The organism is Mesorhizobium sp. M7A.F.Ca.US.010.02.1.1, from assembly GCF_004023085.1.
GTDB lineage: Bacteria > Pseudomonadota > Alphaproteobacteria > Rhizobiales > Rhizobiaceae > Mesorhizobium.
In genome coordinates this window covers 1-25,338 of the sequence record NZ_RZRV01000021.1, presented here as the reverse complement: position 1 = coordinate 25,338, position 25,338 = coordinate 1, and the positions used below count along the sequence as shown (strand labels likewise).

Genomic DNA, 25,338 nt, shown 5'->3' with positions numbered 1-25,338 from the left:
GTGTTCGGCGGCCTGCCGGGGGCAGGCCGCCTTTGAAGGGGCTAGTTCGTCTTCGAATAATCCTGCCCGTACCATTTTTCGGAAAGCTTGCTCAGCGTGCCGTCCTCCTTCATCGCTTTCACGGCGTCGGCGATCTTGGCCGAGAGTTCGGGATCGCCGCGTTCGATGGCGATCGCCAGCGGCTCGTAGAAGACCGGATCGCCCAGCTGCTTGATCGGGTAACCGGCCTTCTCGGCATCGAGGATCGACGGCAGCGAAGAGACCACCGCATCCAAGCGCACGCCGTCGCCGAGGCGAAGGTCGTCAAAGGCGGTCGTCGAATTCTCGTAAGAGTGGACCTCCTTCGGGTTGAGCTTGTACTCGAATGACGGCGCGCCGGCGGCATCGAGTGTCAGATCCTTCTTGGCATAGGCCTCGAAGGTGGAGGTGCTGGTGGCGCCGACCACCTTGCCGTCGAGGTCCGCCAGCGTCTTGGCCTTGCTGTCCTTGTGCACGGCAACGGCCGCCGGTGTGTAATAGTAGACCGCCGGAAAATCGAAAATTTCGGCGCGCTTCTTGGTCGGCGTCATCGAGCCGGCATGTATGTCCCAGCGCCCTGCCCAATGGCCGGCGGTGATGATGTCCCAGCCGGGCGTGATGAACTCGACCTTGACGCCGAGGTGCTTGCCGATCGCCTTGGCGACGTCGACATCGAAGCCGTCCAGCTCGTTGCTGGCATTCACGAAGGACTGCGGCGCCCAGTTGGCATCGGTCGCCACCTTGAGCGTGCCGGCCGCCAGCACGCGGTCGAGCACCGCGCCTGCGTGAGCAGGATATGCGCTGAGCGTAAGCGCCACCGCGGCCATCGTCACTTGTCGTCTGTTCCAGATTGTCATGTGCGTATTCCCCTGTTGTTGTTCAGTTCCCTTGCGGTCACGATGGTTCAGCCGGTCGTGACTTCGCAATTTCGTGCCGGTCAGGTCGGCGTCCTCTCCCAAAGGCCCTCGGATTTAGCGACGTCGCGGCCATTACGGTCTTCCGATGTCGCAGAGGATGTTTGCCGTCACCATTCCCGCGATCACAGGGAAGGTGCCGGCCTGTTGCCCGCGACGTGTCGTGCAGTGCCTGGTGTCCGGTGTTCTCTTTCGCATTGCGAAGGCTGTTATTCATCGGCGCCGGCCCCTTTTTCGCGGCCCGCGTCCAGCAGGAAATCGCCCATTACGGCGGCAACCCGTGCCGGCGCCTCGACCAGGATCGAATGGCGGAATCCGGGCAGGATGGCGAGTTGCGACCCTTGCACCTGCTCGTGCATCAGCCGTGCCATGCGCGGGCTGGAGCCTTGGTCGTCCTCGCCGGTGACGATCAGCGTCGGACAGGTGATACGGTCGAGGATGCCGCCGAAATCGGTCTCGGCCAGAACACGATAGGCCGCCGCATAGCAGTCGCGATCGTTCTCGGCATCCCGCCGGCGCAGCTCGGCGATGACCTCCGGGTTCTTGTCCTGAAAGTCTTCCGTCAGCCAGCGTGACAGCGAGGCGGCATGATGCGCCGAGGCGTCGTTCGCCATCAGTGCCGCCAACCGGCCACGCACCGCTTGCCGTTCCTCGGGCGTGCGGCCGGCAACCGTCGACAGCAGCACCAGTTTTTGCAGGCGCTCGGCATGCGTCAGCGCCAGGCGCTGCGCGATGAGGCCACCTAGCGAGAAGCCGGCCAGATTGAAGGTGGCAAACCCGACATGGTCGGCCAGCGCCAGCGTCTCAGTGACGAAATCGTCGATCTCGTAGCGGCCCTTTACCCGGCTGGAACGGCCATGACCGCGCAGGTCGAAGGTGAGGACCGCGAAGCGATCTTTCAGTTGGCCCGACACGCCATTCCAGGCTTCGAGATAGGAGCCGACACCATGGATGCAGACCAGCGGCACGCCGCCCTCACCCTCAAGGCGCCAGTTGAGCAGCACGCCCTCGACATCGAGATGGCCGGAGCGCGCCATGGTCACGCCCTCGCCGCCTGGCGCGCCCTGTCGCGCTCCCGGGCCGCAAAAACCGGCATCACCTCGTCGACCCACAGCTTGATCGTCTTCTTCTGCAGCTCGAACGGCAGGTTGAACGTCAGGCCGAGGCAATATTGGTCGACGCCCGCCGCTTCATAGTCGAGCAGCTTCTCGATCACCTCGTCGGGCGTGCCGAACATCAGGTTGCGGCGGATGTTCTCGGGACTGTAGTTGTCCTTGCCCTTGACACTCTCGTAGGGGACGGCTTCGGGAAAGCCGTTTTGCACGGTGCCGATGTTCTGGAACAGGTTCTCGAACGCGCGGCCATAGTCAATGGCATGCCCGACCGCGATCTCCCAGTCCTGCGCTCGTTCGTAGACGCAGGTGCGCCGCTGCATCATCAGGCGCGGGCGCGGCACCTCTGGATGATCGGCGACGGCCTTGCGGAATTTCTCGCTGAGCACGGCGATCTCGGCCGCCGGTGCCGACAAGGGCGTCGACAGGATCGAAGCGCCGATGCCGACCGCCCAGTCGAAGGTTCCCGGGTCTCGCGCGGCCACCCAGATCGGCGGATGCGGCTTCTGCAGCGGCTTCGGCACGCCGGCGGCGAGTGGGAACTTCCAGTAATCGCCGTCATGGGCATAATCCTGTGCCCACAGCTTCTTCACCGCCGGCACCAGCTCCTTCAGATAGGCAACGCCTTCCTGCTGCGGCATGCCGCCGGCCATGCGGTCGAACTCATATTGGTACGAACCGCGCGCGATGCCGAACTCCAGCCGCCCGCCGGTCAGGTGATCACAAAGTGCCGCCTCCCCTGCCAACCGGATCGGGCTCCAGTAGGGCGCGACCAGCGTCGAGGTGCCGAGGCGGATCTGCTCGGTATGCTGGGCAAGCCAGGTCAGCGTCATCAGGGGGTTGGGCGAGATCGTGCATTCGATCGTGTGATGCTCCGCCGTCCACAGCGTCTCGAAGCCACCCTCGTCGGCCAGGCGCGCCAGCTCGAGGAGATTGCTCTTCACCTTCGACATCGGCATATCGGGCGAGAAGCGTTCCATGGTCAGCGAAACGGCGAATTTCATGTCGGTCTCCCCAGTGCGTCGGGTTGGTCAGCGAAGGCGGATAATGAAGGGGTCCTGCATGGCGCCCGAGTAGTCGATGACGACGTTCTTCAGGCGCGAGAACTCCTCCATGGCGTCGAAGCCGCCCCGCCGCCCGTAGCCGCTCTCCTTGAAGCCGCCATTGGCGGACATGAAGGAGGAGGCGCGGTAGGTGTTGATCCAGACGGTGCCGGCTTCGACATTCCTGGCGAAACGCAGCGCGCGGTTGATGTCCCGGGTCCAGATGCCGGAGGCGAGGCCATAGCGGGTGTCGTTGGCGAGACGGATCATCTGGTCTTCCGACGAGAACGGCATGATGCCGACGACAGGACCGAACAGCTCCTCCTGCATGAAGTCCATGCCGTTGTCGGCATCGGTCATCACGGTCGGCTCGAAGTACCAGCCGCCTGCAAGCTCATCCGCCTGCGGCCGCTTACCGCCGGCCGCAATCCGCGCGCCCTGGCGCACGCCCGAGGCGACGTAGCCTTCCACCTTGGCGAGTTGCGCCGACAGCGCCAGCGGTCCGACGTCGGTTTCCTCCAGCATCGGCAGCCCGACCCGCACGCGCCGCGTGCGTTCGACCAGCGCCTCGACGAAGCGATCGTAGACGCTTGCCTCGACGAAACAGCGCGAACCGGCGACGCAGGTCTGCCCCGCCGCCGCGAACACACCGGACACGACGCCGTTGACGGCATGGTCGATGTCGACGTCGCCGAAGACGACATGTGGCGACTTGCCGCCGAGCTCCATCGAGCAGGGGATGAGATTCTCCGCCGCATTGGCCGCAATCCGCCGGCCCGTTGCGGTCGATCCGGTGAAGACGAGTTTGGCAATGCCGGGGTGCCGGGTCAGTGCGTCCCCGGCCACGGCGCCGGTGCCAGTGACGACATTGACGACGCCGGCCGGAAAGCCGGCCTCCATGATCAGCTCGGCCAGAGCGAGCGTGGAAGCACTGGTATGCTCGGACGGCTTGACGACGACCGTGTTGCCAAGCGCGAGGCATGGCGCCAGCGTGCCGGTGAGCAGCATCAGCGGCGAGTTCCATGGCGTGATCATGCCGACGACGCCGATCGGCTCGCGGAGGTTGAAGTTCAGCATGTCGAGCTTGTTGACGGGGATGGTGTCGCCGAGCAGCTTGTCGGCCATGCCGGAGAAATAGGTGTAGCTGTCGGGCATGGCGCGCATCTGCGCCCGCATTTCCTTGAGCAGCTTGCCATTGTCGCGCGTCTCGATGAGCGCCAGCTCGTCGGCGTGCTCCAGCACCAGTTCCGCCAGCCGGCGCACCAGCCTGCCGCGATCGGTCTGGGTCATGCGCCGCCATGCCGGAGCGGCGAAGGCGGCGCGCGCTGCCTCGACAGCCGCGCCAACATCCTCGGCGCCGGCCTCGGCGAACTGGTACCAGGGCTGGCCGGTGGTCGGGTCGAAACTGTCGATGTATTGCCCGCTCCTGGGTGCCACGAACGCGCCATTGATGAACAGGTTCTGGCGTGAGCCTTTGAGCGATCTGACCGTCGTTTTCATGCTGTCTGTCCTGCGTGGAACATCATTCGGACGCGGCCTGCGTCCACGATTGCGACTGGCCGTCGATCATGGCGACGCGGCCGCCGTCGCGTGTGTCGATGTAGATGCCGAAGCGCTTGTCCTGGCGTTCGCGGGCATAGCGGCGCAGCATGGCGCGCAATTCATGCGTGGCGATCCGCTCATAGGGCAGCGCGTCGACGGAAAAGAAGGCGTGGCCATCCGGAAGTGCGGCCTCAGCGCTCTCACGGCTCAGTTCGGCGCGGTAGATGAGATAGCCCGGGTCGCTGTCGGCGACGTCGAACACGGAATAGAGGAAGGTGTTTTCAGGAACGAGGCTCAGCGCGTCGCCGCCATCGAGGACGAGCTGGCTATCGGCCTTGCGGCGCCGCGCCGTCGGCAGCACCCAGCTTCCCTTGCCATCGCTGCACAACAGGATGCGGTTCCCCGCTTCGACCAGATAGCCGATGATCATGTCCTGCGAGGCCAGCCAGCCGGTGGGCAGCGGATCTTTCACGCTGGCGTAACGGCCACGGCAAAATCCGAGCGGTGCCGATGGGCTGGTGCCGAAAGCCTGAACCCGGCCGATCAGGATGATGTGGTCGCCGGCCTCGATGCGGTTGTGAACGGTGCAGTCGAACCATGTCAGGCTGTCGGTGAGGATCGGCGCGCCGGTGTGTGCGAGGTCATGGTTGACTGACTGGAATTTGTCCGCCGCTTTGGACGCGAATACCGAAGAAATATCGACCTGGCCTTCATGCAGGAAATTGACCGCGAAGGACCGCGTCTCGTTGAATGCGGGAAAGCTCGCCGCCGCCTTGCCGACGCAGACCAGGAGCAATGGCGGGTCAAGCGAGACCGAGGTGAAGGAGTTGGCGGTCATGCCGCGAGGACTGCCGTCGTTGTCGCGTGTGGTGATGACGGTGACACCGGTGACGAAGGTGCCAAAAGCACGACGCAAGGCGATCGGGTCGATCGTCCTTTGTGCCACGGCCGTTGCGTCCGTCATTGCTCTCCTCCGCGTTGTCGGGCGAAAGCTAGGCAAGAGCCGGCCGGTGTTCTTCCTCTGGTCTGGAGGAAAGATGGCGCGGCGTGCTGCTGTTATCCCGAGCAAGCACGAGCGCGACAAGCCCGTGCTTGCGGCGGCTGCCGCATCGCAACAGTGATGGCGAGGTCAAGGGAGTCTAGCGGGCTGCCGGCACACGGCTGTCGATGATGCCGCTGAGACGGATCGCCAGTTCAACTGCAAAGCGCTGTTCGGGCGTGTCGAGACGGATCCCGAACAGATCCTCCATGCGCGACAGGCGATAGCGCAAGGTGGTGACGTGCAGGCCGATGGCGTCGGCGCAGGCTTGGCTGCGGCAGCCCTCGCGCAGATAGGCAAACAGCGTGTCCAGATAGGGCGTGCCGTGCTCGCGGTCATGCGCGATCAGCGCGCCGACACTGTCCTCGACGAAGCCGCGCACATCAGGCGCGTCGGCGGCGGCGACCAATATCGGCAGCGGGCCGAAATCCTGGCCGGCGAAGACACCGGTGCGCCCGAAGGAGCGGCCGATCCGGATCATGCGGCGACACCGCTCCCAGGCAATGGGATAATCGGCCAGCGCGGCACAGGCTTCGGAAAGCACCACCACCGGTTCGCGCTCGAAGTAGCGGCCAAGCTCGGCTGCGATCCTATGCGGCAATTTCGCGAAGCGCGCGCCGTCCTGTCCGGCATCGGCCGGAACGAGACAGACAAGGCCGTCTTCCACCGCGATTGCCGTGCCAGCAATGCCTGCCTGCTGCAAGAGACGCACGAGCGCATGATGCGGATGGGCAAGGCCGATGGCACCATCCTTCGCCTGTTCGGCGAGATCGACGACGATCATCTTGTGCGCAACGGTCAAGTCCAGCCCCAGGCGGCGCGCGCGATTGACGATATCGGCCTCATCGCGCCAGCGGCGTTCCGCGACCTCCAGGAAAAGCTCGGTCAGCGAACGCGTCTCGAAGCGGAAGCGCACGAAGCTGCGCATCATCTGGACGCTGAGCGCGAATTTGGTGCTGTCGAGCAGCATCTGGTCGAGTTGGCCAGACTCGTGAGGCGTCGGAAAAATCATCAGCGCGCCAACCACTTCGGCATCGATAGTAAGCGGCTCGACGCGCACCGAAAGCTTGAGCTGGCGCTTGCCGTCGTCGACGAACAGCGTCTCGGAGCGGCGTCCGTCGGACGCGCCGCGAGCTATCTTGAAGATCTGCCGGCTCAGCGTTCCGCTCACCGCCTGCTGCCAGGAGGCGACGTCGAAATGCGCCTCGCTCGGGGAACGGCCGGCCACGACCAGATTGGCATGGAAATCGATCACCACCACCGGATTGGGCAGAAGCTCGCTGACCTTTTCGGCGAGCGAGACCACGGACCCGTCCGACAAGGCCTGCTGCAGCAGCGAGGTGTGTGCCGAAAGGGCGCGTTGCAGGCGTTCGCCGGCCTGCTTCTCCTGGCGCAGCCGATGCTGCTTCTCGACCGCGATCTCACCCAGGTGCACGATCATGCCGATGAAGGCGATATCCTCCGCCGTCACTTCGGTGATCTCGCGCGAGACGACGGTCAGCACCATCGGCCGGCTGTCCTCGTCGACGCAGTTCATCGGCATGACCAGCACGCTGCGGTAGTCGCGCTCGAACGCCTCGCGGCGATAGCCCGGAAACTCCTCCGACGCCCGCGCGTCCCTGATAAAGACCGGCTCATTGCGATTGAGCGCGACGATCGAGGGACTGGTAGCCAGTTCCCAGCGATCCGGCAGCGTGCGGTGAATGAGCGTCGGATCATGGCGCACGATGACATGGGCGTGGCCATGCGGGGCGTCGATGCTCATGATCGAGCCCAAGGTCCATTTCGCATGGCGGCAGGCTGCCAGCACGAGATCGCGCAGCACGGACTGGAGATCACCACCCGAATTGATGAGGCTGGCGGCGTCCCGCAAGGAGAGAATTTGCGACTCGTGGTCCACGCCTGATCTTCCGCCACTCGCGAAGGGCGAATTTAAGCCGTCGCGGATATATGAACGCTACACCGCTTCCAAGCGGGGTGCACGCGGATTCTTCCTACGAACCGGAGGAATACCCATCGAGTGGCGCGCATTAGATTTGAGCTTTCACATAGAGAGGCCAAATCATGGAATTGCGGAAGATCTGCACCTTCATCGAGGAAATGCACCTTGAGGGCGGCAGGGCGGCCGCCAGGCCGGTGACATCGATCGTCGTCGCCGCCGTCCTGGGCAATCCATGGGCCGGGCGCGGCTTTGTCGAGGATTTGCGGCCGGAGATCGTCGCGATCGCACCCCGGCTCGGGGAGGAGCTCACGCGCCGCTTGATTGCGCTGATGCCGGCGGAACGCATCGAAAGCTACGGCAAGGCCGCGGCCGTCGGGACCGCCGGCGAGATCGAGCACGCCTCCGCCATGATCCACACGCTGCGCTTCGGCAATGTCTTCCGCGATGCCGTCGGCGGCACGACCTATCTCGAGTTCTGCAATACACGCAACGCGCCGGGCGCGCTGCTGTCGCTACCAATGATGCACAAGAGCGAAAACGGCCGCCGCTCGCACTTCATCACAGCAAACTTCCAAATTGCCGATGGCCCAGCCGCGGACGAGATCGTGGTTGCCATTGGCGCGGCGGACGGCGGACGACTCCACCCGCGGATCGCGGACCGTTTTCAGGACATGAAGGAGATGGAACAGGAAGCCGCCATGTAGTGCCTTGCGCAGCATCTCTTGTCGCGCCGCTGACAATGTCCGCTTTTGAGAATTGGCGCATCGGACCTCAACGGTCAACATGAGGGCGCAAAGCTGACGCCAGCGGCGAATTTGAACCGAATACCCGTCATCCCATGTTCATGATTTGTGCTTCGAAGTCGCATAATTGGCAGTCTTGGCAGTCTGCAATTGGGAGGGAACTCCAGAACCGGAACTCAGCCCCATCCACGGCCTCAGCTCTGACAGAAGAAGCCTATGCCGTCAGCTCCATGTGACATGAATTGCCATCAACGCGCTTTCATGCTTGCTGGGCCGATGGCTCGTCCTCGCTTGACGAGCGCGGCGTGGCCGGGCTGCAATTCTACCAGGAGCTGGTCAAGAACTCGCCGCCCTCCGCGACGACATGGACCTGGGATGGTCAGGGGCAGGCCCTGACACAGGGGCAAGCCGCCATGGCAATCACCTGGGGCGAGGATTTTCCCGGCTTCGATGCCAACGATTCCAAGGTCAAAGGCCTGTTCGAGGCCTTGCCCGCACCCAAGGAGGTCCCAGGCCGTCGCGCCGTCGCCGATTGCGGCTTCAACGAGATCCCGGCCGTCGGCCACCAGGGTGGTTCGACGATCTCGCTGTCGCAATACTCCAAGAACAAGGAAGCGGCATGGTACGTTCCGACCCACACGCCGATCTTCGCCGCCTTGGCGTTTGCCTGCTGCCCCGCATAGGCGCCGTGGCTGAAAGGGGGCCAGTCGAGCGCCTGGCCGTGCTTGACCATCAAGGCGTCCGCGCTGGCGCCCTGACGAAGCTCAATGATATCTTAAGAATTGTTCGTGGGGCGGGAAGGCCGACCGCGATAAGGACGGGATCCCGTGTGGTCTGGACACCCAACACCGCGTGTCGTGAAATTCTTCTATCGAGCCTCGGTCGAACACCGGTATGTTCGCAGCCGGAGACCGCTCAATGGCATTTCGATTCATACACACGGCCGACATCCATCTCGACTCGCCACTGCGTTCGCTGGCGATGCGAAACCCCGACCTTGCCGAACTTGTCGGAGACGCCAGCCGCCAGGCATTCATTTCCACAGTTGACCTCTGCCTTACGGAACGTGTCGATGCACTGGTCATTGCCGGCGATCTCTATGATGGCGACCAAACATCCATGAAAACGGCGCGGTTTCTGGCATCGCAAATGACACGACTTCACCAAGCCGGCATCAAAGTTTTCAAGATCCGTGGCAATCATGACGCAATGTCGCGGATATCGAAACAGCTAGTATTCCCGGACGCGGTAACGATCTTCGGCGGCCGTCCCCAGTCAGTGCTGCAGACAGCGGGCGGGCTCGACGTCATGTTCCATGGCTTGAGCTTTGCCAGCCCCAAGGCGCCGGAAAGTCTGCTCCCCAAGTATTCAGCTCCGCGTGAAGGTGCGGTCAATGTCGGCATCATGCATACGAGCCTAGCCGGATCGCCCGGCCACGACGTCTATGCCCCCTGCAGCGTCGCTGACCTGCACAGCCACGGCTTCGACTACTGGGCGCTTGGGCACATCCATGTCCGCCAAGTCCATGCCGGGGCGAGCACCGTGGTGATGCCAGGAATTCCGCAGGGCAGGGACATCAACGAGGCCGGCGAGAAATCCGTCACCCTGGTGACGGTTCGAGACGACCGCACCGTCGAGATCGAGGAGAGGCTGACCAGTATCGCACAATTCGAGCGGGTGAACGTCGACGTGACCGAAACGGTGGAATGGTCCGAAGTCGTCGGGCGAGTCCGCTCCGCGCTCGAAGGTGCGCGCGCCTCTGTCAGCTCCCGTCATGTTGTGGTCCGTCTCGGACTGGGCGGAGCGTCACCTTTATCCTGGACGCTGATACGCGACCGCGACCTGCTGCTCGCAGAAGCTGAGCAGATCGCCGAACAGACGGGGGACACCTGGGTGGAGAAGCTGGAGCTTAACGTTGCTCCATCCGCAGCCGAAACATCCGAGGGTGTCGCTGATCCAATTTTCGAACTCGCTCAATCCATGCGCGCCGCTGCCAGCTCGGAAGCCTTCCGTGCCGAGGCGAAGGCGTTAGTCCAGAAGATGATCGGGGATCTTCCGCCTGACGGGCGCGATTTCGCCGGTAAGAACGAGGCTGAGATGGAGTTGTTTCTCGACAGGGTGCTTGCCAATGGCGCCGACCTGGTCACCGCCCGCCTTAAGGCTGGTGGGTCACAATGAGGCTCCGGCGACTTGATCTCATTCGTTATGGCAAGTTCACCGACAGGACGATCGACTTCGGGTCGAAACCGGAATCCGGTCCCGACCTGCATATCGTCTTCGGCCTGAACGAGGCCGGCAAGTCGACTGCGCTTTCTGGCTATCTCGACCTGCTGTTTGGAATCGAGGAACGCAGCCGCTACAATTTCCTGCACGAGTACAGCGCGATGCGCATCGGCGGGGTGCTCGAACTCGGCGGCGCGGAGCACACGTTCACACGCACGAAGCAGCGCACCAACTCATTGTTGAACGCGACTGGCCAACCGGTTAGCGAAATGGCGATATCCGCACATCTCGCGGGGCTGTCTCGCGACGCATACGAGACCATGTTTTCGTTGGACGACGAAACGCTGGAAGCAGGTGGAAAATCAATCCTGGAATCGCGCGGCGACCTGGGCAAGTTGCTGTTTACGGCGAGCGCCGGCCTCGGGCACGCAAGTGATACATTGAGCGTACTCGAGACCGAAGCGGACAGGCTCTATCGCAAGCAGGCACACGGAACCGAGCTTGCGCTGCTCAAGAAGCGGCTTGCGGAACTGAAGTCCGGCAGGGACGCGATCGACACCTTGGCGTCGACTTATGAGAGCCTTGAAGCCGAGCGTCTCGACGCGACAGAAAAATACGACCGCAGCATCGCCGAACGGTCGGTGCTGTCGGCTCGGCTCGATACGATCGCGAAGTATCTTCGCGCGATCCCGATCCTTGCCGATATTTGGCGTAAGGAAGCCCAACTGGCCGACGTGCCTGAGATCGCATCACCGCCACGGACCTGGACGGGCAGTGTCGCCGACATGATCGAGAGCGACGCCAGTCTGAGAACGCGGCTATCCGCGAGTGCGGACGAGCTTGAGCGGGTAACGACGAAAATCGCCTCGGTCGATGTGGACGCGGTGATCCTTGCGATCTCCGAACGGGTTCGCGGCCTGGCCGACCGCAAGGTGCGGCACGTCTCGGCCGGCCTCGACCTGCCAAGTCGCAGGACGGAGCTGCAAATCCTCGACAATGCCGTGGCGACCTGCCTTGCCGCTCTTGGCAGGTCCTCCGAGCCACACCCTGCCAACCTGCTCTTGCCTGCTGCAACCATTGGCGCGGTGCGCACCATGGTCGAGCAGCGATCCGGGATCGTTACCAGCGTGCGCGTCGCGCGCGAGGAGGCTGCGGCCGCCGCTGATGCGCTCCAGGGGGCACGCGAGCGGGTCAGCGAAGAACGGGCCGTGCCCGAGCCTGCCAGGGCGAGGCTGGTTTCGGCTTTGTCTACGGCAAGGGCCAGCGGGCACATGAAGGAGACCAAGGCGGCACGTGAGGCCGCAGATGCAGGTGCAATTCGATGGCAGGCCGCGAGCGGGCGCTTGCATCCCTGGTCGGGAGATGCGCAGGCATTGGCCAGGATCGCTATTCCGAATGCTGGGCGGCTTGGCGCATGGAAGGCGCTGGCCTCAGAGCTCGGTAAGAGCAGGGGCGTACTTTCCGAACGTCTTGCCGAGCACCAGGGCAATCACGATTTGCTTTCGGCGCGGCTGGATGCCCTTCGTGCCTCGGTCGATGTCACCAACGATGATGTGGCAGGCGCCATTCGGCGCGCCCGGGACGAGGCTTGGGCAAGGCATCGCGATGACCTGACCGGCGAAACTGCGGATGATTTCGCGGCAGCACTGGCCCGAGACGACAGCGTCGCGGCAGGCCGTCTGGCTAACGCCCGGGAGCTCGTTGAGATTCGCAGCACAAACCGCAACCTCGCTGAAGCCGCGGCCAACATCGCGCATGCGCGCGACCAACTTGCACGCATTGGCTCGGATCTGGAGGCAGTGTTCTTGGAAATTCGCGCAGCGGCAAGAGACTTGCTCGGCCCGTGCGAGGAAACATCCCCCGAGCAGCTGATCGAAATGATCGGGGATCGCATTGCTGCCCGGATCGATGCGCTCGCGGCTTGGGAGGAGATCGAGCTTTCCCGCAAGAAGACCGAGCGCTCGGTTGATGAGGAAGGGCGAATACGCCTGGAGCTGAGCGGTGCGCTGGCGAGTGTCGGCGTCGGTTCAGATCTTGGTGACAGCCTGGAGACGGTCATGGCGGTGGCAGAGCTGTTCCTTGAAAGGCAATTCAAAGTGGACGCTGAGCGCACCGAGGCGCTCAAGACCGTTAGCGCAAGGCAAGATGACTTGGCCGCCAGACGTCGAGCCATCGAAGTCGCTGAGCGGCGAGAGGAGGAATGGCTAACCGGCGTTGCCGAAGCGCTCAAGGGGACATGGCTCGAGAGCGGCATCTCGGCGCCCGGCGTCGGCGGCGTCCTCGATCAATTGGCTGAACTGTCCAAATGTCTTCAAGACCGCGGCGCCATGCAACTCCGTATCGAGAAGATGGAGGCCGACAGGAACAATTTCCTGGTCGACGTTACCGCCATTGCAGCCGAAGCGGACGAGGCGGCCGACGACGACGAACCGGAACAGCTCGCGATTCGACTTGCCGAGCGCCTGGAGCGCGCCGAGCGCACGCGCGAGGCCAAGGCAAGCCTCGTCATTGACCTGCAGCGCTTGGAGGATGGGCGTGAGATCCTCGATGCCGAGATTTCGGCACATGAGCGGCGCAAGAACGAGGTCCTGAGCGTCTTTGGCGTGGCCACGCTATCCGAAGTCGTGCAACGCGACGAACTGCTGCGCGACAGGGATCGCCTGCGCACAGCCGTGGCCGAACTCGAGGAGCAGGTGTCGTCCGAGCTCGGGGTAGAAGGGTTCGAGCAGGCGCGTTCGATATTGGAGGCCGTCAATCTCGACAGTCTCGCAATCGAGAAGGCCGAAGCGGAGCAACGGCTTCGCGACCTTGACGAGGTGTTGCAGCAACAGCTCATTCGGCAGACGCGCGCGACCGACAAGCTGGACGCCATTGGCGGCGACAGCGCTGTTGCTCGCATAGATGCCGAACGGCGTACGGTCCTTCTGGAAATCGAGGAAAAGGCCGTCCGCTATATCGAGCTCAAATTGGGAATAATGTCGGCTGGAAATGCTCTGCGTCTCTATCGCGAGCGTCACCGCTCCGGGATGATGGAGCGCGCATCAGACGCGTTCGCCCTTATGACGCGCGGCCAGTACTCTGGCCTGACAACTCAACCTGTGAAGGGTGGGGAAGTGCTCATCGCGTTGCAGCGCGATGGGCAATCCAAGGTCGCCGATGCGTTGTCAAAGGGCGCGCGCTTTCAGCTCTATCTGGCCCTGAGGCTTGCGGGGTACTACGAGTTTGCGCAGTTTCGGCCCTCCGTACCCTTCATCGCAGACGACATCATGGAAACCTTCGACCATGTCCGTTCCGAGGAGGTCTTCAGGTTGTTTGGCGAAATGGCAAGTGCCGGTCAGGTGATCTATCTTACGCATCACCAGCACCTATGTGAGATTGCCAAGGCTGTTGTGCCGAGCGTAGCGATTCACGAACTTGGATAGTAATGGGTGATTGTGTCGTAACCGCTCGATGAGGGCGTTTTGCGCTACCAATCATTTGATGAGGACGTCGAGCTAGTAGCAAGTAAGCCAGGTTGCCAGTCCGAAATATGTGGACATTTTTCGGACAAGAGCGAGATTCGATCCGACCTGAAGGCTCTCATCGAAGATCGCATGGTGGCAAGTCCACCACGCACGGCCTGGACGCCTGCGGATTTTCTTGACCTTGGCAATCGCGATGCGGTGGACAAGGTGCTGCAGCGGACGGTCAAGGCCGCTGAGCTGCGGCGGATTGATCGCGGACTGTACGATCGACCGACATTCAACACCCTGACCCAGCAGAAAAGCCCACCAGACCCCCGTCGCGTCATTGATGCCGTAGCACGGCGCGATCAGATCCGGGTCCTCGTCGACGGCATGACCGCAGCAAATGACCTCGGTCTGACTAACGCGGTGCCGGCTCGCATCGTCGTTCACGCCGACGCGCGGTTGCGGCCGATTCGCCTTGGCAACCTCGACATCACCTTCCGGCCCACGTCGGCCAGCAAACTCTATTGGGCAGGGCGTCCGGCAATGCGCGTCGTCCAGGCGCTGCATTGGATGCGCGATATGCTGGGCCAGGATGACGGAAACCAGAAACTGTTGCGGCGTCTGCGCCGACTGCTGAACGATTCCGACCAAGGTGAGCGCCTCCGGGCCGATCTGGCCGAAGGCCTGCCAACCCTTCCCGCTTGGATGCAAGTTCTTTTGAAGTCCCTGCTGAAGGACGCGGCCGAGATATCCCAAGCCCAGCTCCAGCCGAACGGGACTACGCCACCGAGAATGCCGAGCCAATCAATTCTGCCTATGACCAAGTTTTGAGCGCCGACGCCGAGACAAGGGCGGGCCTGTTTACGACAACAGCTCAGCGTCATAGCTCCACGCCGCAGAATATCGAAAAGGACTTCTGGGTGTGCTGGACCTTGGACGCGCTGTTCAACGGCATGCCCGACGACAGTCCACGGCTGCTATTCAAAGGCGGCACCTTCCTTTCCGAGGGGTTCGGCCTGATCGGCCGGTTTTCGGAAGACATCGACGTGACTGTGTTCCGCGATGCCAGCCCGTGACCATAGCCCTTGCGGAAGCACTGGGCTCGGATGTCTTTCGATGGGGAATCGACCTTTTCAACCACGGCTATTACTACTGGGAAGCCCATGAGGCTTGGGAGCCTCTTTGGCACGCTGCGAACGAAGCACGCAGCACCGCCTGTTCTTCAAAGGCTGATCCTGCTGGCGGCAGCCGGGGTGAAAATCCGTGAGGGAAAGCGGGTCGCTGCCGTGCGCCATGCGACAAAAGCTGCCCGGCTTTTTCGTCAGGTGGTGATGATGCCCAGCCGGCTCTTTGAGACCGCACTCGGGATGACACCTGCCGCGCTTGCAGAATGTGCCGAAGCAGCCGTACCTTCCCGGATTTTGCCAGAACCAAAGCCTGACCAGCCCGAGCCCGTTTTCGATTTTATTCTCGCACCAAGACTTGAGAGTGTCTGATCGGCAACCCTTGGTAGCGTTCAACCCAGCTCCGCCTGTGGAAGGCTGGTTACTCCCGCCTATTTTGTGTCCGGGCTACATAGGCCGATGGATCTGCAGCAATCAGGCCGCGGTCTTCGTGCGCGTCCGCTTCACCGGCGCCGGCTTTTCCGGTTCTTTCGGCTTTCGGCCGAGCCCCATCGTCTTGGCCAATGCCGAGCGCGCTGCGGCATAGTTCGGCGCGACCATCGGATAGTCCGCTGGCAGGCCCCATCTGGTGCGATATTCGTCGGGCGTCAGGTTGTGGTGGGTCGCGAGATGGCGTTTCAACGACTTGAACTTCTTCCCGTCCTCAAGACTGACAATGTAGTCCGGAGTGACCGATTTCTTGATCGGCACGGCAGGCTTGAGAGCCCCGGACTTATCCGGCGCAGCACCGCCGCCGGCGGTGCCCTTCAATGCGGCGTGGATTTGACTGATGAGGGCCGGCAAGTCACCGACCGGAACCGGATTGTTCGAGACATAGGCCGAGACGACGTCGGCAGTGAGTTCGATCAGGTTACCGGCATTGCTTTCAGCTTCTTCTGTCACGAAACTCTCCTGGCGGCTTGAAAGACGGTCGGCGAAATTGTCCGTTTCATAGTGGCGGTTGGCGCCAAACGCAACGAGCGCATTGGGCATTATTGCGATGGCTGTTTCTGCACAGCGGTCATGGCAATGCAGCCCGCGTCGTGCGCGGGTTGGTCCGTCCCCCTGTTCGTCTGAGCAAGCCGGTCCAGATTACCAATCGTTTTCTGTTGGCTCCATGCCGACCTATTCGGCATCGGGCAGAGATGCTTCCGGCACTTCTTCCAAAATCGATGATAGGACGCTTGAGGAAAGAGCGTGCACAAGCGGCGTTGGAAGTTTGAGAATTCGAGGATATGCCGCACAAGATAAATGCAACGCAGAGCCGGAAGCACGATGCGACCAGGTCAGGATCGCAGGAGGAAAAGTAACCGTGACGCAGAAAGGGATCACCTTGAAGGACGTTGCCGCCGCGGCCAATGTGTCGCGCGCCACGGCGGCGCGTGCGCTCAACAGCTACGGCTACGTCGGCGACGAGACCGCGCTGCGGGTTCTGGAAGCCGCCGAAAAACTGGGCTACCGGGCCAATCTCGTGGCGCAGGCCCTGCGCAGCGGTCAGTTGCCGATCGTCGGCTTCGTGCCCGGCGACATCCAGAATCCGTTCTTCGCACGCATCGCTCACGACATCGAGGTTGAGCTGCGCAAGCATCGCCACAACCTGCTGATCGCCAGCAGCGAGGAAAATGTCGAACAGGAAAAGGAGCTGTTGGAAAGCCTGCGGTCGCTGAGCATCCGCGGCTTCATCCTGGCGCCGACCTCCGCAACCGACAGCGAGCATATCGTCCAGCTGGTGCGTGAAGGCGCGCCGGTCGTGCTGATCGACCGCGTCGTCAAAGAGGTGCATTGCGACAGCGTCGTCGTCGACAATGAGGGCGGGGCGGGCGAGGCCGTGGACTACCTCGTCGCCAATGGCCATCAACGGATCGGACTGCTGCGCGACGAGTCGCGCATCTTCACCGCGCAGGAACGTCTTGCCGGATACCAGAATTCATTGCAGTCCCATGGCATTGCGCTCGACGAATCGCTGATCAGCGTGTCGCGCTCGACCGTCGAACATGCCGTCGACGCGACCATCCGCCTGTTCAGCCGCCGCAACCGCCCGACGGCGCTGTTCACCGTGGATAGCCTGATGACCCAGGGCGCGCTTCTCGGTCTGCGCTCGATGGGCCTGTCGATCCCCCACGACGTGTCGTTGGTGGGCTTCGACGACTTCAATCTCGCCACCTTCACCGACCCCCAGATCACCGTGGTAGCCCAGCCGATCTCGGAGATCGGCCCGCTGGCTGCCAAGCTTCTGCTCGAACGGTTGTCCGGCAAGAAGATCGCGCCTCGCCATATCCGGTTCCCGACGCGCCTGATCGTGCGCGGTTCGGTTGCGCGGTTCAGCAGGCGCTGACAACGGCCGGATTCCTCCGTTTTCAATAACTTTGTCGGCAAGGGCTTGCCAATCGCGGAATTGCATGGCCATTATCCAAATGTGAGATCGATCTCACATTGATCGAGACTGATCAAAGTCTGGTGAGACGGGCGCATCGATCCTTGCGCCCGGATAGAGGCTCTACCGCATCCGAGTACAAGGAAGAACTACATGCTGAACTTCGACAAAGATCGCTTCATAAGGATTCAGAGCGGGGCCGTTGCCATCGCGGGCGAGGCGCGCTCGCTCATGCGCACGCTGATTTCGGAGGGCGTCGAGCGACTGTTTTTCATGGGTACCGGCGGCGTGCAGCTCCTGACGCTCCCGGCGATCGAACTGGCGCAGCGTTACTCCACCTTCCCGGTCTGCGCGGCATATCCGGCACAGGTCGTGCTCGACCCGCCGGCCGGTCTCGACAGCAAGGCTGTGGTTGTCATCCCGTCTTTGTCGGGTACGACCAAGGAAGGCGTCGAACTCATGGTTTTCCTAAAGAAGCGGGGCGTCCGCACGATCTCGCTCACGGGCCATTCGGACTCGCCGATAGCGCGGGAAGCTGACCACAACTTCACGAATTTCGCCGAAGACGACACATCATCGGAATCGTTCTACCTGCAGACGTTGCTGATCGTCTTGGCGCTTCTGGCCGAACGCGGCGAATATGACGGCTTCGACGCGACTGTCGCCGAGCTCAAGCTGTTGCCGGGCCTGCTCGCCGATGCCAAGGCCGCGTTCGAGGGCAAGGCCGCCGAACTGGCGGGGACGATCAAGGACGAAACCTATCACATCTTCACCGGCGCGGGATCGGTTTGGCCCGAAGCCAACTACTACGGCATGTGCATCCTCGAAGAGATGCAGTGGATCCGCACCCGCCCTGTGCACGCCGCGGACTTCTTTCATGGCACGCTCGAACTGATCGAACCCGGCGTTAGCGTCTTCGTGTTCAAGGGCGAGGATGCGCTTCGCCCGTTGGCCGACCGGGTCGAGAATTTTGCCACACGCTACACGGACCGTGTTCGTACGCTCGACGCCGCCTCGGTCAAATTGCCGGGCATTTCCGCCCAGGTGCGGAGCATGATCTCGCCGGTCCTGCTTGCCACCTTGCTCGAGCGGCTGAGCGCGCATCTCGAGGTGCTGCGCAATCACCCGCTGACGACACGTCGCTACTACAAACGCGTTGAATACTGACCCACTCTCACCTCTGAAGGAGCTGCTAATGGAACGTTCGCTGCAAGTCGTGGCGGTCACAGTGGCCGCGGTATCATCATTGGGGCTGTCGATGGTCGGCAGTTTCGCCGCTTCGGTGCCGGTTGCGGCCGATCCCAACGCCAAGGTGGAATACAGCGGCACGCTGTCGATCCTGACTAAGTTCGGACTGCAGCAGCTGTCGCCCTATTTCGTCAATCTGGCGCAGGACTATGAAAAGCTCCATCCGGGCGTGAAGGTCGAACTCATCCAGGAGAGCGACGACAGCGTGAAAGGCAAGACGAAGACCTTGGTGGCTTCGAATTCGCTGCCCGATATCTACTTCTCCTGGACAGGAAGCTGGGGCGGCAACTTCGTGCGCGGCAATCGCGCAGTCGACCTGAGCGCCGTCATCGGCCCCGACACGGACTGGGGCAAGACGCTCTCTCCGGCCGCTGTCAAGGCATTCGAATACAATGGCAAGTTCTATGGCATTCCGCTTTACCAGGATGCCAAGTTCATGGGCTACAACAAGCAGGTCTTCGCCAAGCTCGGCCTCAAGGCGCCAGCCACTTTCGATGAACTGTTGACCAGCTGCGACGCCATTCGCAAATCCGGCGCGACACCGATTTCGTTCGGCAACAAGGAGGCCTGGCCGGCAATCCACTTCGCCGGCCAGTTGCTCGCCTACAACGTGCCGCAGGCGACCTTGGAACGCGACTTCGATCCAGCCGCTGCCGATTACGGCGATCCAGGCTATGTCGCGGCGCTCAAGCAGTTCAGCCAGCTTGTCGAGCGTTGCACTGATGGAGCCGGCGTCAACGGCACGTCTTATGCCTCGGCTCTCCAGGCCTTCACCAACGCGCAGTCCGCCATGTACTATCAGGAGATCATCGAGTTCGATCAGGCCGCCACGCCGGATTCGGCCCTGAAACCCGCCGATTTCGGGTTCTTCAGACTGCCGGTGCCCGCCGGCGCCAAGGGTGATCCCAAGTCGATTGAGGGCGCGCCGGAAGGCTACATGATCAATGCGGCATCGAAGAACATCCCGCTAGCGATCGATTTCATGAAGTTCGCGACCTCCAAGGAAAACGCGCAGGTCCTGTCAGCGCCACCCTACGGCCAGCCGAGCGCCACCATCGGCGGCGCGTCGGAAAAGAACATGAGCGCTGCTGTCGTTGATGGTCTCAAGGACATCAACGCGGCCTCCTACCTCATGCCCTGGTTGGACACGGCCAACCCGCCACGCGTCGCCGCCGTCTGGCTCTCCAGCCTGCAGGCGCTGGCAGGTGGCTCGATGACGCCCGAACAAGTGATGGACGAGGTGCGCAAGGCCGCATCCGCAGCCAAATAAAGCAGACCATGGCAAGGGCCTCGGACACAATGGAGAGCGGCGCCCTGCTTCGCGGCGTCGCCAGGCCGCAACGGCCAAAGAGGCCGCGGGCCCGCTTCGCCAATCTGTTGTCGTTGCGATGGGCGGCGATTGCACTGATCCTCATCGGCTGGTTCGTCTACTATCCGATCGTCGACAATTTCATCGTCAGCACCACCGACCAGGACATCTATACCGGCGAGGTCACCAATGTCGGCCTTGCCAATTACGACCGGCTGCTGCATGACCCGGTCGTGCTGCTGGCGTTGTGGAACAACTGCCTCTACGCCATCATTTCCGTTATCTTCCAGGTCTTCGGCGCGTTCCTGCTGGCGGCCATCATCGAGGACCTGAGGAGCGAACGCTGGCGCCGCCTGTGGCGTGCCGTCTATTTCGTGCCGTCGGCCATCTCGATCACCGTGACCGGACTGCTGTTTTATTTCATCTACCAGCCGCAGATCGGCTTGCTGGATGCCGCGCTCAGCCGCGTTGGTCTCAGCCAGTTCGTCATGCCCTGGCTCGGGAACGAGCACACCGCCATCTACGCCATCATCACCATGAGCCAATGGCAGGGATTTGGCTATTCGACGCTATTGTTTGCCATCGCTATCCAGAAGATCCCGCGCGACCTTTACGATGCCGCAACGATCGATGGTGCCGGTCCGCTGCGCCGTCTGTGGAGCATCACCTTTCCGCTGACCCGGGAAATGACGGGGCTGATGATCATTGTCACGATCACCGGCGCGTTCCAGGTGTTCAACGAGGTCATGGTCATGACCGCGGGCGGGCCAAACAACAGCAGCCAGGTGCTGGGCACATGGCTCTACCAGAAGGCCTTTATTGAAGACAATTTTGGCTATGGCGCCGCGATTGCCGCCGTCATCTTCGTATTGACTATGCTGACCGGCGCGGCACAGCTCTGGTACACGAAGCGCCGCCGGGTGCAGCTGTGAGCGCGACGGTTGCGGTCGGGCGGATCCGGCATGTTAACGTGTGGTCCGTCTTCGCCCGGACTTTCCTCTATTCGTTCCTGGTCTGCCTCGGTGTCGTCGTGATCTATCCGCTGATCTGGATGGCGCTGAGCGGCTTCAAGGACAATGCGCAGATCTTCGGCGATCCCTTCGCTCTGCCTACCCATTGGTCGTGGAACAATTATGTGCAGGCGTGGAACCAAGGGGTGCGTGGGTATGTGACAGTCTCGGTGCTGGTGACCGTCGCTTCGGCCATATGCACCGTGCTGATCAGCGCCTGGACGGCCTTCGGCCTCACCCGCACGAAGATGCCGGCAAAGCCGCTGGTTATCGCCATCGTGCTTGGCGGGCTGATGCTGAGCCCCACGGTGGCGATCATTCCACTGGTGAAGATGTTGCAGGCGCTCGGTCTCTACAACACCTACTGGGCGCTGATCATTCTCTACACGTCGTTCCGGGTGCCGTTCACCACCTTCCTCATCCGCGCCTACATGCTGGATCTGCCTGAAGACATCGACGAGGCGGCGACGATGGATGGCGCCAGCGAGGGTCAGATCTTCTGGCGCATCACCTTGCCGCTGTGCCGGCCGATCATCATCTCCTGCGTCATCCTGCACGTCCTGTTCGCCTGGAACGAATATCTCTTCGCCATGATCTTCACGAGCGGCTCGGATGTGCAGACACTGCCGGTTGGACTGACGTCGATCATGGCAACCCACGGGACCAATTACGCCGTGGTGTTCGCGGCCATGACGATCTCGGCCCTGCCTATCGTGATCGTGTTCTTTGCTGCGCAACGCTACTTCATCCGTGGTCTGGCCGAAGGCATCGGCAAATAACAATTCCCGAAAGGAGCCTTCATGCCGCAGCTCGCTGCCCACCAGCTGATCGGAGCCAATTTCAGCTTTCAGCACATCCCCTTCGATGAGGTCGCCAGGACGATCCGCGACTTTGGCATGCGCGAGATCGAGCTGTGGGGGATTGCCCAGCATCTGGACCTGTTCCATGCTACGGACGGGCGTGTCGAATCCGTTCGCCGGGTGCTTGCTGACAACGAGCTGTCGGCCTGGTGCTTCACCCCAGAGCAGGTGTTGTACCCAATCAACATCGCCTCCGGCGAAGCGGCACTGCGTCAAGACAGCATCGAGCGGTTTTGCCGTGCAGCCGACATCTGCGCGGCGCTTGGCGCCCGCTACCTCTTCCTGACGCCTGGCCGGGGCTACGAGAGCCAACCCCGTCAACCGGCATGGGACCGCGCCGTCGACGCGATCGGCGAGATCACCCGGCATGCCGCCGCAAACGGGGTGCGCTGCCTGCTCGAGCCGTTGCAGCGGTTCGAGAGCAACATCGTCAATGATGCGGCAGGTCTGCGCCAAATGCTGGACGAGGTGGGCGCCGGCAACGTCGATGTCGTGCTCGACACTGTCGCCATGGCCACGGCCGGCGACACCGTGGCCGGCTATGTTGACCTGTTCGGCTCGCGGCTGGCGCATGTTCATCTGGTCGATGGCACACCAGGCGGGCATCTGGTGTGGGGGGAGGGCACGCTGCCGCTCGGCCATTATGTCAGCGAACTCGCGCGCCTCGGCTATGCCGGAAAGTTCACTTTCGAGCCGTTCGGCAATGGATCCTACGCGCTGGATCCGATAGGGGCCTGGACGCGCTGCCTCAACGCTATCGAGCCGTACCTGAATCGCGCAACGGTGCTGGCATGACCTCAAAGAAGCTTGTCGCTGTCGGGGACAATTGCCTCGACGCTTACCTGACCAACGGTCTGCTTACCGTCGGTGGCAATGCGCTGAACGTTGCCGCGCAATGGCGGCGCAACGGCTGGACGGCACGGTATTTTGGCGCTGTCGGCGAGGATGCTGAGGGTGACATGGTACTTTCCGAATTGGCAGGCGTCGGCCTTTCGCCGGATGACGTCGAACGTCGCCCCGGCGACACCGCGGTCACCTTGCTTCGCGACGAATCCGGGGAGCGCAGGTTCCTGCACGAATCCTTCGGGGTTGGCGAGAATTACATGCCGTCGCCGGAGCACTATGCGATCATCGCCACAGCCGAGTGGGTGCATCTCGGCACCAATGCCAACAGAGACCTTGTCCGCCGGATGGTCGCAAATCGTGTGCCGTTCAGCATTGATGTATCGACGGCGCATCTGGCACTGCCGCTCGGCGGCGTGCCGATGCTGTTTGCCTCCGGCCCGGACGATGTCGATGTCCCCATCGAGCCATTGCTGTCCGCGCTCAGGGCCGCCGGCGCGAGCCAGGTGGCTTTGACCTGCGGCCGTCGCGGATCCTACTTTGACGATGGCATGAATGACGTGGTGCATGCACCGGCGACGCTTGTCGATGTCGTGGATACGTGTGGCGCCGGCGACAGCTTTATCGCCACCTTCCTCACCGGCTTCCGTTTCGGCGGCCTTAGCGCCTCGGAGGCATTGCGCGAGGCTTCAATCGCCGCGGCGCAGACCTGCACACATCTCGGCGGGTTTCCCCAGAGACCGCGTCCCATACCAGATTGGCTGCCGGCCAAATATGCCAGCTTCATTGCCGACGCCCAGGGAGCCCGGCCGTGACGACACTGCGTTTGCGACAGCCGAAGGTGGCGCTTCCATCCGACCGCTCCTTCTGGCTGCAGGACATCGGCGCCGACACCGCGACCGAACCGTTGAGAGGCGACGTGCGCGCCGACGTGGTGATCGTCGGTGGGGGCTATACCGGCCTGTGGACGGCGCTGCGCATCCGTGAATTGGCGCCGGAAACACGGGTCATCGTGCTTGAGGCCGATCTATGCGGTTCAGGAGCTTCGGGGCGCAATGGCGGCCAAGTTCATTCCTGGTTCGCCGAAATCGACCAGATCGGTGCCGTCGTCGGCCTCGAAGAAGCGCGACAGCTCTGCGCCGACACGGTGGCATCGATCGCGGGGCTGAAGGCGCTGCAGCAAAACGGCACCATAGACATGGATCTGAGGCTGGACGGATGGCTGTGGACCGCGAGCTCAATTGCGCAGGAAGGCGCCTGGGAGAACGCGGTTGCCACGACTGCGGCTGTTGGAGAAAACCGTTTCAAGCCGCTGACGGCCGACGACATTCAACGCCGCACCGGTTCATCGGCATCCTATGTCGGAGTCGCCGAGACCAATGCCGGCACGGTCCATCCCGCCAAGCTTGCCATCGGATTGCGCAAGCTGGCATTGGCCTGCGGCGTCATCATCCACGAGCGCAGCCCGGTCCTCGACATCGAAACCGGCAGGACATGCACGGTGCGCACGGCGGAAGGCCGGGTGCGGGCAGAGAAAGTTGTGCTTGCCGCCAACGCATGGCTCTCAGCGCTGCCGGAACTGCGCCGCCATCTCTACGTCGTCGACAGCGAAGTGGTCGCGACCGCCGCCGTGCCCGAACTGCTCGACAGCATTGGTTGGCGCGATGGTGCCTCGATCTGCGATTCACAGGCACAGGTCCTCTACTACCAGCGCACCAGCATGGGCAGGGTGATCTTCGGCCGCGGCAGCGGCAATTTGGCGTTCGCCGGAAACTTCGGCGCCAGCTTCAACCGCAGCTCCGAGCATGGCCGTGACAATGTGCGGGAACTGCACAGAGTCTATCCGGCGCTGCGTGGCGTGCGGGTCGAGTATGACTGGTCAGGTCCCATCGACTGTGTACCCGAACACGTTCCGGTCTTCGATCACCTGCGCGGCCATCCCAATATTTTCTACGGCATGGGCTTCAATGGAACCGGCATCGCGCAAACGCCGATTGGCGGGCGGATACTGGCCAGCTTGGTGCTGGAGCGCAGCGATCGCTGGAGCGCCAGCGGGCTGGTCGGCATCGAGCGTCGGATGTCGCTGCCGCCCGAGCCGTTCCGCTATCTCGGCGCCAAGCTCGTCCGCGGCGCGGTGCGCCGCAAGAATGAGGCCGAGATCCGCAACCGGAAGGCGGACAGGATCACCACTCTGCTGGCTGGGCTCAAGCCGGGCCGCCGCAAGACATAAGCAACGTGCAGAGCATCTTGTCCGTCACGCCACAAGGTGGATACGACGTCACGAAAACTTCACGACAGTGCCGCCGATGCGTCGCTGTAGTCGCCGATTGTCGGCGCGTTGCCGGCAAAATAAAAGCCGGCCGGGTTTTCTGTCCAATCGCTGAAAAAAGGCTTGATGCCCTTGTCGATATGTGTGCCTAATCTGATATGAGATCGATCTCATGTCGCGCTCTCAAATTATCCTTTCTCTACGGGGGAGGCGCTTTTGGGGAGCATATGTCTGAAG

General features: G+C 62.4%; 22 protein-coding genes and 1 pseudogene. 16 read left to right on the top strand and 7 right to left on the bottom strand.

Annotation, left to right across the window (positions count from 1 at the left end; genetic code table 11):
• Positions 1 to 41: 41 nt before the first annotated feature.
• The 6 genes from EOA19_RS21140 to EOA19_RS21115 form a co-directional block, all read right to left on the bottom strand.
• The gene (locus EOA19_RS21140; RefSeq protein WP_127297129.1) at positions 42 to 875 is read right to left on the bottom strand and encodes a transporter substrate-binding domain-containing protein; all 834 of its coding nucleotides are present in this window, start codon (positions 873 to 875) and stop codon (positions 42 to 44) included.
• Positions 876 to 1,141: 266 nt separating this feature from the next.
• Positions 1,142 to 1,969 (bottom strand): alpha/beta hydrolase, encoded by an 828-nt coding sequence (locus tag EOA19_RS21135; RefSeq protein ID WP_128304760.1) that lies wholly within the window; start codon positions 1,967 to 1,969, stop codon positions 1,142 to 1,144.
• A 2-nt stretch (positions 1,970 to 1,971) separates the two neighbouring features.
• Positions 1,972 to 3,048: an LLM class flavin-dependent oxidoreductase gene (locus tag EOA19_RS21130; protein WP_128304713.1), complete on the bottom strand. Its 1,077-nt coding sequence runs from the start codon at positions 3,046 to 3,048 to the stop codon at positions 1,972 to 1,974.
• A 27-nt stretch (positions 3,049 to 3,075) separates the two neighbouring features.
• On the bottom strand, positions 3,076 to 4,587 hold the full coding sequence (locus tag EOA19_RS21125; protein ID WP_128304712.1) for an aldehyde dehydrogenase: 1,512 nt from the start codon (positions 4,585 to 4,587) through the stop codon (positions 3,076 to 3,078).
• Positions 4,588 to 4,609: 22 nt separating this feature from the next.
• Positions 4,610 to 5,593, bottom strand: a complete 984-nt coding sequence (locus EOA19_RS21120) for a flavin reductase family protein (RefSeq protein ID WP_128304711.1) — start codon at positions 5,591 to 5,593, stop codon at positions 4,610 to 4,612.
• A 175-nt stretch (positions 5,594 to 5,768) separates the two neighbouring features.
• Positions 5,769 to 7,568, bottom strand: coding sequence for a helix-turn-helix domain-containing protein (locus tag EOA19_RS21115; protein WP_128304710.1), 1,800 nt, complete (start codon positions 7,566 to 7,568; stop codon positions 5,769 to 5,771).
• Between the two features lie 164 nt (positions 7,569 to 7,732).
• Between EOA19_RS21115 and EOA19_RS21110 the strand changes: the two genes are divergently transcribed.
• The 8 genes and pseudogenes from EOA19_RS21110 to EOA19_RS36535 all read left to right on the top strand — a co-directional run bounded on the left by EOA19_RS21110 (position 7,733) and on the right by EOA19_RS36535 (position 15,521).
• Positions 7,733 to 8,314 carry an amino acid synthesis family protein gene (locus tag EOA19_RS21110; protein WP_127297124.1) on the top strand — a complete coding sequence of 194 codons (582 nt, stop codon included), beginning with the start codon at positions 7,733 to 7,735 and terminating at the stop codon, positions 8,312 to 8,314.
• A 344-nt stretch (positions 8,315 to 8,658) separates the two neighbouring features.
• On the top strand, positions 8,659 to 9,036 hold the full coding sequence (locus EOA19_RS21105) for an extracellular solute-binding protein (protein ID WP_164892984.1): 378 nt from the start codon (positions 8,659 to 8,661) through the stop codon (positions 9,034 to 9,036).
• 235 nt (positions 9,037 to 9,271) lie between these two features.
• On the top strand, positions 9,272 to 10,531 hold the full coding sequence (locus tag EOA19_RS21095; RefSeq protein WP_128304708.1) for a DNA repair exonuclease: 1,260 nt from the start codon (positions 9,272 to 9,274) through the stop codon (positions 10,529 to 10,531).
• Positions 10,528 to 13,998, top strand: a complete 3,471-nt coding sequence (locus EOA19_RS21090; RefSeq protein WP_128304707.1) for an AAA family ATPase — start codon at positions 10,528 to 10,530, stop codon at positions 13,996 to 13,998. The genes EOA19_RS21095 and EOA19_RS21090 overlap by 4 nt, the downstream gene beginning before the upstream one ends.
• Before the next feature lie 39 nt (positions 13,999 to 14,037).
• Entirely contained in the window at positions 14,038 to 14,856 is an 819-nt protein-coding gene (locus EOA19_RS21085) for a DUF6088 family protein (protein ID WP_245486244.1), read from the top strand.
• Positions 14,829 to 15,089, top strand: a pseudogene (locus EOA19_RS21080) (nucleotidyl transferase AbiEii/AbiGii toxin family protein); the annotation flags it as partial. The gene EOA19_RS21085 and the pseudogene EOA19_RS21080, both read left to right, overlap by 28 nt.
• A complete protein-coding gene (locus tag EOA19_RS35920) occupies positions 15,005 to 15,292 on the top strand; it encodes a DUF309 domain-containing protein (protein WP_348629847.1) in 288 nt (95 codons plus the stop codon). The pseudogene EOA19_RS21080 and the gene EOA19_RS35920, both read left to right, overlap by 85 nt.
• Positions 15,189 to 15,521, top strand: a complete 333-nt coding sequence (locus EOA19_RS36535; RefSeq protein WP_348629848.1) for a hypothetical protein — start codon at positions 15,189 to 15,191, stop codon at positions 15,519 to 15,521. The genes EOA19_RS35920 and EOA19_RS36535 overlap by 104 nt, the downstream gene beginning before the upstream one ends.
• Positions 15,522 to 15,623: 102 nt before the next feature.
• Here the strand turns inward: EOA19_RS36535 and EOA19_RS21070 are convergent, their stop codons facing one another.
• Entirely contained in the window at positions 15,624 to 16,091 is a 468-nt protein-coding gene (locus tag EOA19_RS21070) for a MucR family transcriptional regulator (protein ID WP_206638070.1), read from the bottom strand.
• 409 nt (positions 16,092 to 16,500) lie between these two features.
• On the opposite strand from EOA19_RS21070, the gene EOA19_RS21065 reads away from it, so the two are divergent.
• The 8 genes from EOA19_RS21065 to EOA19_RS21030 all read left to right on the top strand — a co-directional run bounded on the left by EOA19_RS21065 (position 16,501) and on the right by EOA19_RS21030 (position 25,062).
• Positions 16,501 to 17,523, top strand: a complete 1,023-nt coding sequence (locus tag EOA19_RS21065) for a LacI family DNA-binding transcriptional regulator (RefSeq protein ID WP_127297618.1) — start codon at positions 16,501 to 16,503, stop codon at positions 17,521 to 17,523.
• Positions 17,524 to 17,715: 192 nt separating this feature from the next.
• Positions 17,716 to 18,729, top strand: a complete 1,014-nt coding sequence (locus tag EOA19_RS21060; protein ID WP_128304705.1) for an SIS domain-containing protein — start codon at positions 17,716 to 17,718, stop codon at positions 18,727 to 18,729.
• Positions 18,730 to 18,757: 28 nt separating this feature from the next.
• Positions 18,758 to 20,080, top strand: coding sequence for an extracellular solute-binding protein (locus EOA19_RS21055; RefSeq protein ID WP_127297606.1), 1,323 nt, complete (start codon positions 18,758 to 18,760; stop codon positions 20,078 to 20,080).
• An 8-nt stretch (positions 20,081 to 20,088) separates the two neighbouring features.
• Positions 20,089 to 21,051 carry a sugar ABC transporter permease gene (locus tag EOA19_RS21050; RefSeq protein WP_128304704.1) on the top strand — a complete coding sequence of 321 codons (963 nt, stop codon included), beginning with the start codon at positions 20,089 to 20,091 and terminating at the stop codon, positions 21,049 to 21,051.
• A 38-nt stretch (positions 21,052 to 21,089) separates the two neighbouring features.
• Positions 21,090 to 21,908, top strand: a complete 819-nt coding sequence (locus tag EOA19_RS21045; protein ID WP_245486240.1) for a carbohydrate ABC transporter permease — start codon at positions 21,090 to 21,092, stop codon at positions 21,906 to 21,908.
• 21 nt (positions 21,909 to 21,929) lie between these two features.
• Positions 21,930 to 22,784, top strand: coding sequence for a sugar phosphate isomerase/epimerase family protein (locus EOA19_RS21040; protein ID WP_127297609.1), 855 nt, complete (start codon positions 21,930 to 21,932; stop codon positions 22,782 to 22,784).
• Positions 22,781 to 23,647: a PfkB family carbohydrate kinase gene (locus EOA19_RS21035; protein ID WP_128304703.1), complete on the top strand. Its 867-nt coding sequence runs from the start codon at positions 22,781 to 22,783 to the stop codon at positions 23,645 to 23,647. The genes EOA19_RS21040 and EOA19_RS21035 overlap by 4 nt, the downstream gene beginning before the upstream one ends.
• Positions 23,644 to 25,062 carry an FAD-binding oxidoreductase gene (locus EOA19_RS21030; RefSeq protein ID WP_128304702.1) on the top strand — a complete coding sequence of 473 codons (1,419 nt, stop codon included), beginning with the start codon at positions 23,644 to 23,646 and terminating at the stop codon, positions 25,060 to 25,062. Before EOA19_RS21035 ends, EOA19_RS21030 begins: the two co-directional genes overlap by 4 nt.
• The last annotated feature ends 276 nt before the right edge of the window (positions 25,063 to 25,338 follow it).

What these genes read in the sequence shown, in the direction of transcription:
- EOA19_RS21120 (WP_128304711.1), bottom strand. Translation starts at nt 5,593, where the DNA reads ATGACGGACGCAACGGCCGTGGCACAAAGGACGATCGACCCGATCGCC.
- EOA19_RS21040 (WP_127297609.1), top strand. Translation starts at nt 21,930, where the DNA reads ATGCCGCAGCTCGCTGCCCACCAGCTGATCGGAGCCAATTTCAGCTTT.
- EOA19_RS21135 (WP_128304760.1), bottom strand. Translation starts at nt 1,969, where the DNA reads ATGGCGCGCTCCGGCCATCTCGATGTCGAGGGCGTGCTGCTCAACTGG.
- EOA19_RS21140 (WP_127297129.1), bottom strand. Translation starts at nt 875, where the DNA reads ATGACAATCTGGAACAGACGACAAGTGACGATGGCCGCGGTGGCGCTT.
- EOA19_RS21060 (WP_128304705.1), top strand. Translation starts at nt 17,716, where the DNA reads ATGCTGAACTTCGACAAAGATCGCTTCATAAGGATTCAGAGCGGGGCC.
- EOA19_RS36535 (WP_348629848.1), top strand. Translation starts at nt 15,189, where the DNA reads ATGAGGCTTGGGAGCCTCTTTGGCACGCTGCGAACGAAGCACGCAGCA.
- EOA19_RS21035 (WP_128304703.1), top strand. Translation starts at nt 22,781, where the DNA reads ATGACCTCAAAGAAGCTTGTCGCTGTCGGGGACAATTGCCTCGACGCT.
- EOA19_RS21050 (WP_128304704.1), top strand. Translation starts at nt 20,089, where the DNA reads ATGGCAAGGGCCTCGGACACAATGGAGAGCGGCGCCCTGCTTCGCGGC.
- EOA19_RS21125 (WP_128304712.1), bottom strand. Translation starts at nt 4,587, where the DNA reads ATGAAAACGACGGTCAGATCGCTCAAAGGCTCACGCCAGAACCTGTTC.
- EOA19_RS21090 (WP_128304707.1), top strand. Translation starts at nt 10,528, where the DNA reads ATGAGGCTCCGGCGACTTGATCTCATTCGTTATGGCAAGTTCACCGAC.
- EOA19_RS21055 (WP_127297606.1), top strand. Translation starts at nt 18,758, where the DNA reads ATGGAACGTTCGCTGCAAGTCGTGGCGGTCACAGTGGCCGCGGTATCA.
- EOA19_RS21095 (WP_128304708.1), top strand. Translation starts at nt 9,272, where the DNA reads ATGGCATTTCGATTCATACACACGGCCGACATCCATCTCGACTCGCCA.
- EOA19_RS21110 (WP_127297124.1), top strand. Translation starts at nt 7,733, where the DNA reads ATGGAATTGCGGAAGATCTGCACCTTCATCGAGGAAATGCACCTTGAG.
- EOA19_RS21130 (WP_128304713.1), bottom strand. Translation starts at nt 3,048, where the DNA reads ATGAAATTCGCCGTTTCGCTGACCATGGAACGCTTCTCGCCCGATATG.